Here is a 12,627-nt window from a genome sequence, read left to right as displayed (position 1 = left end):
TATGGTGTGTTAGAATCCGTTAACTTTATATCAAATCGGGCAAAGAATCATGTTTGCTTTCAAATCCTTACTCGATATGCCGCGCGGTGAGGCACTTGCCGTCGTCGTCGCTCTGATTGCCGCGATGGGCTATACCATCATTTCATTGGAGTGGCTGCCGCATATGTCCATTATTGCCGCCATCGTCGTGCTGATTTTGTACGGCTTGGCGCGCGGTTTGAAATACAACGATATGCAGGCAGGGATGATAGGTGCGTTGAATCAGGGTATGGGCGCGATTTACCTGTTTTTCTTCATCGGGCTGATGGTCAGCGCGCTGATGATGAGCGGCGCGATTCCGACGCTGATGTATTACGGTTTCGGACTGATTTCCCCGACTTATTTTTATTTTTCCGCCTTCGCGCTGTGTTCCGTCATCGGCGTGTCCATCGGCAGCAGCCTGACCACCTGCGCTACGGTCGGCGTTGCCTTTATGGGGATGGCGGCGGCGTTTCATGCCGATATGGCGATGACGGCGGGCGCGATTGTTTCGGGCGCATTTTTTGGCGACAAAATGTCCCCGCTTTCGGATACGACGGGCATTTCCGCGTCCATCGTCGGCATCGACTTATTTGAGCACATCAAAAATATGATGTACACCACCATCCCCGCGTGGCTCATCAGCGCGGCACTGATGCTTTGGCTTTTGCCGAATGTCGCGGTACATGATATGAACAGCGTCGAATCTTTTCGCAGCCAGCTTGAAGCCACGGGATTGGTGCACGGCTATTCGCTGATTCCGTTTGCACTATTGGTCGTTTTGGCATTGATGCGCGTCAACGCCGTCGTCGCCATGCTCTTTACCGTCATGGTTGCCGTTGCCGTAACGTATCTGCACAGTACGCCCGATCTGCGTCAGCTCGGCGCGTGGTTTTACGGCGGCTACAAACTCGAAGGCGAAGCGTTTAAAGACATTGCCAAACTCATTTCTCGCGGCGGTTTGGAAAGTATGTTTTTCACGCAGACCATCGTGATTCTCGGGATGAGTTTGGGCGGACTGTTGTTTGCGCTCGGTGTGATTCCTTCCTTGCTGGAGGCCGTCCGCAGCTTTTTGACGAATGCCGGGCGTGCCACATTCAGCGTTGCTATGACTTCGGTCGGGGTTAATTTCCTGATCGGCGAGCAATATTTGAGTATTTTGTTGTCGGGTGAAACGTTCAAACCCGTTTACGATAAGCTCGGTCTGCATTCGCGCAATCTGTCGCGGACGCTGGAAGATGCGGGGACGGTGATTAACCCGCTCGTACCGTGGAGCGTATGCGGCGTGTTCATCAGCCACGCGCTGGGCGTGCCGGTTTGGGAATATCTGCCGTATGCCTTTTTCTGCTATTTGAGTTTGGTTTTGACCCTGTTATTCGGTTGGACGGGGCTGACTTTGAGCAAAAAATAAGCGGATAAGCGAAATGCCGTCTGAAACTTGCAACGGTTTCAGACGGCATTTTTATGTTTGGCGGATGGGGCGGATTGAAACAGAAAACGCCCGTACCGTCATTCTAAACTGTGCAGAAACGGCGGTGCTTACTTCACGCGGGTCGCCATCAGCGTATGCAGACGGCGGTTGTCGGCGCGTGCGACGGTGAACTGCAAACCGCCGATAAGGACTTTTTCGCCGCGCACGGGCAGGTGTCCCAATTCCTGAATGACCAGGCCGCCGATGGTGTCGGCTTCTTCGCTGCTGTAATCCGTGCCGAAAAAGGCGTTGATGTCTTCGATTTCGGTAGCCGCGTGGATGCGCCAGCGTTCGGCGGAAACGGCGTGGATGTTGTCCGCGCTTTCGTCTTCGTCAAACTCGTCTTCGATGTCGCCGACGATTTGCTCGATGATGTCTTCAAAAGTGACCAAGCCGGATGTTCCGCCGTATTCGTCGATGACAATAGCCATATGGTTGCGCTGTTCGCGGAATTCTTTTAAAAGCGCGTTCAGCGATTTGCCTTCGGGGACGAAGACGGCAGGGCGCAATATCGATTTGAGGTGGAACTGCTCGGGGTTGAACATATATTTGAGCAGGTCTTTGGCGTGCAAAATACCCAAAACTTCGTCTTTGTCTTCACCGATGACGGGGAAGCGCGAATGGGCGGTATCGATGACGTAGGCGGTGATGCGTTCGATGCTGTCGTTTTCTTTTAAAACGTTCATACGGCTGCGCGTAATCATGGCATCGCGTACTTCCAAATCGGAAAAATCGAGGACTTTTTCCAACCTCAAAAGCGTATCCGCGTCAAATACCTCCTGTTCGTGCGCCTGCCGAAGCAGGTTTAATACGTCTTCGGCGGAATTGGGTTCGCGGGCGAGTCGGGCAATCAGGCGTTCAAAAAAATTTGTTTTCGGTTGTGCGCCGTCCATTTTAATGTTCGTCCTCTCGGTAGGGGTTGGGATAGCCTACCGCCCGCATCAGGCGGATTTCTTCGGCTTCCATTATTTCGGCTTCATCGTCTTCGATGTGGTCGTAGCCCATCAGGTGTAAAGTACCGTGTATGGTCAGGTGGGCAAAATGCTGCTCGGGTGTTTTGCCTTGTTCGGCGGCTTCTTTCAAAACCACTTGCGGACAAATCACCAAATCGCCATACAGGCCGTCTGAAAACTGGTCGGGCAGGATTTCGCCTTCGTTGAGCGCGAAACTCAATACATTGGTGGCGTAATCTTTGCCGCGGTAGTCGCGGTTGTAGGCGCGGGCTTCTTCTTCGTCCAGAAGAATCAGGCTGATGTCTGCGCGGCGGTATTCGTTTTTCAGGGCAGACCATGCCCAGCGGTAGAAATCGCGTTCGCTCGGAAGATTGGCGGCGGAAGAAGCGTTTTCAAAGTTCAGATGAAAACGTTGCCGCTGTAAGGATAAAAAAGGATATTGTTTGGCGCGTTTCATGTTGTCCGGAAAATTTGGTTTTTAGGTATAAATATAACATATTCACCCTCATGCCGTCTGAAAAAACGTTCAAAATATGATAGACTTCACGCCGTTTCCATTCTTTGAACGCATTGAACATGAACCCGAAAAAACTCGTTATTGCCAGTCGCGAAAGCCTGCTTGCCATGTGGCAGGCAAAACATATCCAAGGCCGTCTGAAAGCCCTGTATCCCGATTGCGAAGTCGAGATTTTGGGCATGACCACGCGCGGCGACCAGATTTTGGACAGGACTTTGTCAAAGGTTGGCGGTAAAGGCTTGTTTGTCAAAGAGTTGGAACAGGCTTTATATGACGGGCGCGCTGATTTGGCCGTGCATTCGATTAAAGACGTACCGATGGATTTGCCTGAAGGTTTCGCGCTTGCGGCCATCGGCGAACGCGCCAATCCGTTTGACGCGTTTGTGTCCAACCAATACGCGCGTTTGGAAGAAATGCCCAAAGGCGCGATCGTCGGCACATCCAGCCTGCGCCGCGAAGCCCAGTTGCGTGCGCGCTATCCACATTTGCTTATCAAACCTTTGCGCGGCAATGTGCAAACCCGTTTGTCCAAACTCGATAACGGCGAATACGACGCAATTATCTTGGCTGCCGCCGGTTTGCAGCGTCTGGAATTGGATGAACGCATCCGCATGATTTTGTCGGAATCCGACAGCCTGCCTGCAGCCGGACAAGGCGCATTGGGTATTGAAATTGCCGCGCACCGCGAAGATTTGTACGAAGTTTTGAAACCCTTGAACCACGGCGTTACCAATGCTTGCGTTACCGCCGAACGTGCGTTGGCGCGCGCTTTGGGCGGAAGCTGTCAAGTGCCGCTGGCCGCATATTGCACGGAAGAAAACGGCTTGCTGACCTTGCGCGGCTTGGTCGGTCATCCTGACGGTTCGATCATTTTGCAGGCGGACGCGCAAGCACCTGCCGAATACGCCGACGCGCTCGGACGCGCAGTCGCTAAGAAATTGGCGGACGACGGTGCGCAGGAATTGATTGGGGCAGTATTGAATACGGAAAATTGATTTTATCGAAAATTTATAGTGGATTAACAAAAACCAGTACGGCGTTGCCTCGCCTTGCCGTACTATCTGTACTGTCTGCGGCTTCGTCGCCTTGTCCTGATTTTTGTTAATCCACTATAAAGAAAATAATATAAGTTATTGTTTTTAATTAGTTTGTTTCATCAGTTTTACTTGCCTTATTTCGTCATTCCCGCGCAGGCGGGAATCCAGTTTGCTCGGTTTCAGTTATTTCTAATCAATTCTTGCAGCATTGGGTTCCCGGATTCCCGCCTGCGCGGGAATGACGGCGGAAAGGTTTTTGTGGCTTCGGATAATACTGTGGCGTTCAAATTTTGAATTTGAGAATGATGATATTCGTATTTTTTATTTGAGTTCATCATATTGGGTTGATTTTATAGATGTTTTTAGCTTGTTTGAAATTGTTATAGTTTATTGTTTTTTAACAAAAAACAGATGCCGTCTGAACTGGTTAAGGTTCAGACGGCATTTTCATATGGCTGTGCTTTTTACAGTACTTTTACGATGCTTTCGCACAGATAATCGATGTTGTCGTCGGTAATGCCGGCGACGTTGATTCGGCCAGAACGGACGGCATAAATGGCAAACTCGTTTTTCAGGCGGTCAACTTGTTCGGGAGTTAAGCCGCTGAAGGAGAACATACCGTTTTGTTCGATAATGAAATCAAAGTCTTGGCTTGCACCTTTGGCTTTGAGCAACTCGACAAATTTTTGGCGCATGGCTTTGATGCGGCCGCGCATTTCATCGAGTTCGGCAATCCATTGTGCTTTCAAATCATCATTTTTCAACACCAGCGCAATGGTGTTCGCGCCGTGTGAGGCCGGGTTGGAATACAAGGTACGGATGATGGTTTTGACTTGGCTGTGGGCGCGGGCTGCTGTTTCTTCATCTTCGGCCACCAAAGTGAACGCGCCCACGCGCTCGTTGTACATACCGAAGTTTTTGGAATAAGAGCTGGCAATCAGCAATTCTGTATTGTGTTTCAAGAACACGCGCAAGCCGTAGGCATCTTCTTCCAAACCGTTGCCAAAGCCTTGGTAGGCAAAGTCAAACAGCGGCAACCAGCCTTTTTCGGCAGAAAGTTTTGCCAGAGTTTCCCATTGTTCGGGCGTAGGGTCGATGCCGGTAGGGTTGTGGCAGCAGCCGTGCAGCAGGACGATGTCGCCTTTTTGCGCTTGGCTCAAGTCTTCAATCATACCGTCCCAATCCAAACCGTGTTTGGCGGCATCATAGTAGCGATAAGGTTTGTCTTGGATACCGACCGCTTTGGCGATGGCGTTGTGGTTTGGCCAAGTCGGATTGGAAATCCAGATGGTTTGCGCGTTCAACTGACGTTTGGCAAACTCGGTCGCAATACGCAATGCGCCTGTACCGCCAAGGCTTTGCGCTGTTTTGGCGCGGCGGCTGGCGATGATTTCGTGGTCTTTGCCAAACAGCAGGATTTGGGTTTGCGCGTTGTAATCGGCAACGCCGTCGATGGTCAGGTAGTTTTTGGTGGTTTCACTTTCCAACAGGCGTTTTTCGGCTTCTTTGACAGCTTTGACAATGGGTGTCGCGCCGGATGCGTCTTTATAAACGCCGATGCCGAGGTTGACTTTTTCGGGGCGGGTTTCGGCTTTGAACGCTTCGCCCAAACCGAGAATCGGATCGGCGGGGGCGGCTTCGATGTGCTTGAAGAACATAGCTTGCTCCTTGATGGGGACGGAAGGTCATTCGGGTTTGCCGATTTTACGCTGTTTTACACGGGCTGGAAACAGACGCAATCACGCCTGCCCGATATGGGCGAATGCCGTCCGGTTTGACAGGATGTGTTCTGCAAGTAGGGGCAGTCTTGTTCGGCGGATTCGGCAATATCCTTTATTTTGCCGATGGCGTAAAATGGGCGCACGCCAACCACGCAAAGGAAAATCAAATGGACAATCTGAATCCGCAGGAAATTTCCGTGTTGCCGGAAAATCTGCCGCTGTATTGCTTGGGGCCCGACAACGAGCAGTGGAACGGGCATCCGAGAGTGTTTTTGCCTTTGGGCGAAGGAGAATCGGGCAGCGTTGCCTGTCCGTATTGCGGCACGCGCTACCGTCTTGACGGAAAGATGCCGCATCATCATTACGCCTGAATGCAAACGGCGGAAAAATGCCGTCTGAAGCCTTTTCCGGTTTCAGACGGCATTTGTTTGGCGGGGCGGGCTGTTCCGGCACCGGGATTCTGCCCGACGCGCCACCCGGACGGGGAACGGCGGTTTCCGTTCCCCGCGTGCTGCCGCTATGGATGGCGGCGTTTCGCCTAGAGGAAGAAAATCATTGCCGTGACGACGGCAATCACGCCGTAAATCGCCATCGGGATAACGGTTTTCTTGATAATCGCACCTTCGGAATTTTTCACATCCAATACGGTACATACGGCGATGATGTTGTTGAGGCACACCATATTGCCCATCGCGCCGCCGACGGACTGCAACGCCAAAATCAGGGTAACGGAGAGTCCGGTATCAAGGGCGATTTGCTGCTGAATCGGGCCGAAGGTCAGGTTGGACACGGTGTTGGAGCCGGAGAAGAACGCGCCGATCGCACCCAGGTAGGGCGAGAAGTAAACCCAGTGTTCGCCCGCCATTGCGGCAAATTCCTTGCCGATGATTTTCACCATCGAATTGTCGCCGCCGACCAGCATCAGCTGAACCATAATCAGCGCGCCCATCAGGGCAAGCAGCGGTTTTTTGGTTTGATTGAAGGTTACGGCATAAATCGTCCAAGCATCTTTGAATTTGGTCTTATACAGCAGGATGCAGATCCAAACGGTAAAGACAAACGGAATCCAAGCGGGAACGTACAGCGTTTGGTAAGACGCGCTGACATCTTGTCCGAAAATATTGCCGAAGGTAATCGTCAGGGAGTCGCTGACGGTAATTTTGGACAAATCAAACGGCAGTTGGAAGCTGAACCATTCTTCTTTGCTGGTCAAAATGCCTTTGATGCCGATCTGTTTGATGCGCGTAACCACCAGCATACCGATCAGCATACCCAAAGGGGCGAGTGCTTTGGCGACTTGGGCGAACGGCACTTTTTCGGCATTCGGGTCTTTGGCGTGGTCTTTGCTCAAGCCCCAGCCTTTATTAGCTGCAAATACGGAAAACATCAGACCGATTGCGCCGGCAACCAAAGAAGGAAATTCTTCGTTGACCATTGCTAATGCGACATAGGGAAGGGTACAGGAGAAAACGGCAATGGCGACGAAGCCCAAGTTTTTGCGGATTTCAGACCAAGGTACGATAAAACTCAAGCCGATGACGGGGATGACGAAACCCGCGAAGAAGTGCATCACGCCGGTCTGCCTGCCGATGGCGAGGATATCTTCGGCACTCAGGTTCAGCGGTGCGAAACCGAACCAGGTCGGCGTACCGACCGCGCCGAACGATACCGGCACGGAGTTCATCACCAAAGTGAAAATCGCTACTTTCAACGGATTGAAGCCCAAGCTCATCAGAATCGGCGCGGCAATCGCAGCAGGCGTGCCGAAGCCGGATGCGCCTTCAATCATAAAGGCAAACGACCAGCCGATAATCATCAGTTGCGCTACGGGGTTCGGACTGATGGTCGCCAGCCATTTGCGGATGACATCGATGCAGCCCGTGGTTTCCATCATACGGTTGAACATAATCGCGCCGAAAATTACGGTAATCGGCGTGAGCGTTTTGACGAGGCCGGAAGCGGCGGTGGCGTTGAGCAGCATTCCCGCATCGCCGAAGTAGAAAAGTTTGATGGCGTAAATCAGCACTGCGGTAATCGGCAGCGCGACGTAGGAAGGCATACTGTTTTTTTTCACCATCAGCCAAATCAGCAGGACGATGGGGAATATGCTGAGGAAAAGTGCCATAACGAATCCTTTTTAGGCATTTGCATCATAAGGCGCGTTGAGGTTTGGAAAGACGTTCAAATCCCGCACACCCGATATTTTGGTTAAAAGATAAATTGGTAAGACCAATTATTATGCGTTTACACACTTTACGTAATCTTATGTAATCGGTCAAGCATTTTATCGATAATGGCTATTAATGCGGGTTAAGGATGGTGATGATGCGGCGGAGGGAGTGTGGGAAAGGGGCGTGTAAAAAAAGCCGTCCGAAAGGCTTCAGACGGCATTTTCAGCATTTTTCCAGCGGCACGAATACCGCGCCGTCCCCGTCCACACGCAGAATCGAGGCATAACTGCCGTGCCAGTCGCCCAAAACGATGCGGGTAAAGCCGTTTTCGTGATGGATATGCTCGCGGTGGGTATGCCCGTGTATCAGCCTTTCCGCACCGAAGGCGCGGACCTGCCGCGCGGTAAAGGCGGCATTGACATCCATAATATCGGCGGGCTTGACCTGTTTTTCCATTTTGCTGACACGCCTGATTTTGGCGGCAAGGCGCGTGCGCCACTTCAGGGGCAGCATCAGGAACAGTTTTTGCAGCCGCCTGCAATGCACGATGCGGCGGAAACGCAGGTATGCCCTGTCATCCGTACACAGAGTGTCGCCGTGGCAGATGAGGGTTTTGCAGCCGAACAAGTCCAAAACCGAGTAATCCGGCAGCAGCGTCATACCCGCCTGCCGGCAAAAATCCCGCCCAATCAGGAAATCGCGGTTGCCCCTGACGAAGAACACGGCAACGCCTTTGTCGGACAATTTCCTGATTTCACGCGCAACCGAAGTATTCAACTCGGAAACTTCGTCATCGCCCACCCAGAAATCAAACAAATCGCCCAAAATATAAACCGCCCGCGCCTGCCCGGCGGCGGAAGAACGTAAAAAACGCAGCAGCAGCGCGGTCAGTTCGGGGTGCTTTTCGCTCAAATGCAGGTCGGAAATGAAATAGGCGGGTTTCATAGGTTGATTTCCAATCGGGCGGATGTAGTGGCGGATTATAACGCGCCCGGTGGCGGGGCAATACGGCAAATGCCGCGCCAAGCATCGGGCGTTGGCGGAACCGGGGTTCGGGCGCGTTAAAAATGCCGTCTGAAGGCTTCAGACGGCATCGCGGGCGTAGGATGCGGTAAGGTTTTGCCGGAAAGATATGGGGTGGTGCGGCGGGATTTCCGTTAAAATACGCTTCTTTTTTATTTTTTCCGACCATTATGCGCCTGACCCACATCAAACTCTCCGGCTTCAAATCTTTTACCGACCCGACCACGATTCATGTTCCGGGGCAGCTTGTCGCGGTTATCGGGCCGAACGGCTGCGGCAAGTCGAATGTGATTGACGCAGTGCGCTGGGTGTTGGGTGAGGCTTCGGCGAAGCAGCTTCGCGGCGAGAGTATGCAGGACGTGATTTTTAACGGTGCGGCGACGCGCCGTCCTGCGCCGAGGGCTTCGGTGGAGCTGGTGTTTGACAACAGCGACCACAGTTTGCAGGGGGCGTGGGGGCAGTATGCCGAGGTGAGCATCAAGCGGCAGCTGACGCGGCAGGGCGAATCGACTTATTTCATCAACAATCAGACCGTGCGCCGCCGCGACATTACCGATTTGTTTCTAGGTACGGGCGTGGGTGCGCGCGGTTATGCCGTTATCGAGCAGGGGATGATTTCGCGCATCATCGAAGCGCGGCCGGAGGAGTTGCGCGCCTATATCGAGGAGGCGGCAGGCGTGTCCAAATATAAGGAACGCCGCAAGGAGACGGAAGGCCGTCTGAAAGACACGCGCGAGCATTTGCAGCGTTTGGGCGATTTGCAGAACGAGTTGGCGCGTCAGGTGGAAAAGCTGGAAAAACAAGCGGAAACCGCCGAACGCTACAAATCCCTGACCGCGCAGTTGAACCAACAACAGGATTTGCTCGATTACGCCCAATGGCGGCAATCGCTTGCCGCCGCTGACAAGGCGACCGCGCAGCATCAGTCTTTGCAGGCGCAGCAGGACGAAACCGCCGCGCAGGTTCAGGCGTTAAACGACGAAGTACACGCCTTGCAGACCGCCGAACAGTCGCAGCAACAGGCGGTACATGAATTGAGCAACAAACGCGGCGTGTTGCGCGAGCAGATTGCCCGTTTGGAAGAACAAATCCGCCACCGGCAAAACCTGCACCAACGCATCGAACGCGACAAGCAGGCGGCGCAGGCGCAGATGCAGCGCATCCATCAGGAGCAGCAGCAAATCCGCGTGCAGCTTGAAGAAAACGAGTTGCAGGCTGAAGAAAAGCAAACCGAATTGGCGGAATGGGCGATGCAGGTTGCCGAACACGAAGAGCGTCTGCCCGAATTGGAAGAAGCCCAAACCGCGCTCAACGCCGCCTTCCAAACCCGGCAGGACGAGGCAAACCGCATCCGCCGCGAGTTGGCGTTGAAGCAGCAGCAGCTTGCCCATGCCGAACAAACGATTGCCAAGCACGAAGAGCGCAAAGGCCGTCTGAAACAGGAAAACCAAGCCCTGAACCTGCCCGACGAAGCCGAAACCGCCGCCGCGCAGGAAGCCGCCGCCTTGTTGCAAAGCCGGCAAGAGCATTACGAAGAACAAATCATTGCCGCCGAAGAAGCCTTACACGCCGCCCGCGAGGCGTTTCAGACGGCCTCAAGCCGATTCCAAAGCCTGAAGCAGCAACACATTACCTTGCAGGCGCAGCAGCAGGCGTTGTCGCAAATCCTGTCGCAGCAGCAGGAAGCCGCCGACTTCTGGCAGGCAACTAACCACGCCACCGCGCCGCAACTGTGGCAACACATCACCGCGCCCGCCGAGTGGCGGCACGCCTTGTCCGTCATCCTTGCCGAACGCCTGCACGCCCGCGCCGTGCCGCAAGGTTTCGTTCCCCCCGAACCTTTGCCGCAGGGGCAGGCGGCGTGGCTTTCAGACGGCCTCTCCGGTGGCATCAAAAAATCGCTGCCCGTACAGGCATTGCTGAACCAAATCCAAGCGCAGCCGCCGTTTCAGACGGCATTGCACCACTGGCTCGACGGCGTATTGTGCGCGCCCGATTTGAGCTACGCCCTCGCGCATCAAAACGATTTGGGCGCACACCAAATCTGGCTCACGCCCGAAGGCCATCAGATCGACAAAGTCAGCGTCCTGCTCTATGCCAAGCCCGCACAGGAAAGCCTGATTGCCCAAAAAGCGCGCCTCGACGGCATCGCGTCCGAACTGGAAAACCTCGCCCCCGAACTCTCCGCCGCCGAAGCCGCGTTTAAACAGGCGGAAGCCGCTGTGCGCTCGTCTGAAGTGCAACATAAAAACCTGATGCAGCAGCAACAGCAGCACACGCGCCAATACAGCCAAGCGCAGCAACGCGCAGCCGAACTTTTGGCGCGCACCAACCAAGGGCAAATCCGCCGCGAACACATCGAGCGCGAACTGGCGCAATTGGCGGAAGAACAGACCGTGTTGCAACACACGTCCGACGGTCTTTCAGACGACATCGCCATTTTGCAGGAAGCCGCCGCCGAACTCGAACACCAGCAGCAAACCGCCGCGCACAGCCGCCAAGAGCAGCAAGGCCGTCTGAAACAGGCGCAGCTTGCCCTGTTGGAAGCCAACCGACAATATGGGCTGGCCGAAGTTGCCGTTCACAAGCTCAACCAACAAAAACAAAATTACCAACAGCAAATTGCACAGCTTGAACAGCAAACCTTCGACTGGCAGGAACGCCAGCAAGAGCTTGCCCTCGCCTATGAAACCGAGTTCCAAAACGACGAGCAGCACATCAAGCTTGAAGAATTAAGCGAAGCCGTACAGACCTTGGACGAAGAATATATTGTTGTGCAAGAGAAACTCGCGCAGATTCAGGAACAGGGCAGGGAGCAATACGCTAAAGTGCAAACCCTGCAAACCAAGCTGCCGCAGCTTCAGGCCGCTACCCAAACCGCCCTGTTGCAGCAGCAGGAAGCCCTGATCAACGCCAAACGCTACCATCAAAACCTGACCGAACGCGCCGCCGATTTGGACGCGCTCGAAGCGTTGGCGAAAGAATCGCCGAAAGTATTGAACACCAGCATCGGCAGCCTTTCGCAACAAATCGAAGCACTCGGCGCGGTCAACCTCGCCGCCCTGCAAGAACTCGAAGAAGCGCGCGAACGCGACGGCTACTACCGCAGCCAAAGCGAAGACGTGCAGGCAGCCATTACTCTTTTGGAAGAAGCCATCGCCCAAATCGACGACAAAACCAAAGCGCGTTTCAAAGAAACCTTCGATGCCGTCAACAGCAAAGTCCAAACCTTCTTCCCGACCCTGTTCGGCGGCGGCGAAGCCACCCTCAAAATGATAGGCGACGACCTCCTGACCGCAGGCGTATCCATCATGGCGCGTCCGCCTGGCAAGAAAAACAGCACCATCCACCTCCTTTCCGGCGGCGAAAAAGCCCTTACCGCGATGAGCCTCGTGTTCGCCCTGTTCAGCCTCAACCCCGCTCCGTTCTGCCTTTTGGACGAAGTCGACGCTCCGTTGGACGATGCCAACACCTCGCGTTTCTGCAACCTGGTCAAAGAAATGTCGGCGCAAACCCAGTTCCTCTACATTTCTCACAACCGCCTGACCATGGAAATGGCAGAGCAGCTGGTCGGCGTAACCATGCAGGAAAAAGGCGTATCGCGCGTCGTCGCCGTAGACATCAAGCAGGCGTTGGAAATGGCGGAAGCCGTTTGAACGGGTTGCAGAACGGCTGAATCTTGCCGTTTTTAATGAAGTGTTGCGATACGGGTTTTC

9 protein-coding genes are annotated in these 12,627 nt (G+C 53.9%); 4 read left to right on the top strand and 5 right to left on the bottom strand.

What is annotated here, in order from left to right; genetic code table 11:
* The first annotated feature begins 49 nt into the window (after positions 1-49).
* On the top strand, positions 50-1,429 hold the full coding sequence (nhaC, locus tag ACNAU7_RS03000) for a Na+/H+ antiporter NhaC (protein ID WP_416300568.1): 1,380 nt from the start codon (positions 50-52) through the stop codon (positions 1,427-1,429).
* A 128-nt stretch (positions 1,430-1,557) separates the two neighbouring features.
* Here nhaC and ACNAU7_RS02995 read toward each other — a convergent pair whose 3' ends face one another.
* A complete protein-coding gene (locus ACNAU7_RS02995; RefSeq protein WP_411722951.1) occupies positions 1,558-2,382 on the bottom strand; it encodes an HlyC/CorC family transporter in 825 nt (274 codons plus the stop codon).
* A gap of 1 nt (position 2,383) precedes the next feature.
* Entirely contained in the window at positions 2,384-2,899 is a 516-nt protein-coding gene (ybeY, locus tag ACNAU7_RS02990) for an rRNA maturation RNase YbeY (RefSeq protein ID WP_416300566.1), read from the bottom strand.
* A 119-nt stretch (positions 2,900-3,018) separates the two neighbouring features.
* Here ybeY and hemC point away from each other — a divergent pair, with 119 nt between their 5' ends.
* On the top strand, positions 3,019-3,954 hold the full coding sequence (gene hemC / locus ACNAU7_RS02985) for a hydroxymethylbilane synthase (RefSeq protein ID WP_416300564.1): 936 nt from the start codon (positions 3,019-3,021) through the stop codon (positions 3,952-3,954).
* Between the two features lie 506 nt (positions 3,955-4,460).
* Here the strand turns inward: hemC and ACNAU7_RS02980 are convergent.
* Positions 4,461-5,654, bottom strand: a complete 1,194-nt coding sequence (locus ACNAU7_RS02980) for an amino acid aminotransferase (protein ID WP_416300562.1) — start codon at positions 5,652-5,654, stop codon at positions 4,461-4,463.
* Between the two features lie 230 nt (positions 5,655-5,884).
* On the opposite strand from ACNAU7_RS02980, the gene ACNAU7_RS02975 reads away from it, so the two are divergent.
* Positions 5,885-6,088, top strand: coding sequence for a zinc-finger domain-containing protein (locus ACNAU7_RS02975; protein WP_127245347.1), 204 nt, complete (start codon positions 5,885-5,887; stop codon positions 6,086-6,088).
* Positions 6,089-6,255: 167 nt separating this feature from the next.
* Here ACNAU7_RS02975 and ACNAU7_RS02970 read toward each other — a convergent pair whose 3' ends face one another.
* Both ACNAU7_RS02970 and lpxH read right to left on the bottom strand, forming a co-directional pair.
* Entirely contained in the window at positions 6,256-7,842 is a 1,587-nt protein-coding gene (locus tag ACNAU7_RS02970) for an L-lactate permease (RefSeq protein ID WP_096107983.1), read from the bottom strand.
* Between the two features lie 268 nt (positions 7,843-8,110).
* Entirely contained in the window at positions 8,111-8,833 is a 723-nt protein-coding gene (gene lpxH / locus ACNAU7_RS02965) for a UDP-2,3-diacylglucosamine diphosphatase (protein WP_416300560.1), read from the bottom strand.
* Between the two features lie 248 nt (positions 8,834-9,081).
* Here lpxH and smc point away from each other — a divergent pair, with 248 nt between their 5' ends.
* Entirely contained in the window at positions 9,082-12,567 is a 3,486-nt protein-coding gene (smc, locus tag ACNAU7_RS02960) for a chromosome segregation protein SMC (protein ID WP_416300558.1), read from the top strand.
* Positions 12,568-12,627 lie beyond the last annotated feature (60 nt).

It is taken from the genome of Neisseria sp. LACPHL-SPEC-2024-00856 (assembly GCF_047915665.1).
GTDB classification, from domain to species: Bacteria; Pseudomonadota; Gammaproteobacteria; order Burkholderiales; family Neisseriaceae; genus Neisseria; species Neisseria polysaccharea.
Note: the sequence above shows the minus strand (reverse complement) of the source record. Positions and strands in the feature narration are given on the sequence as shown.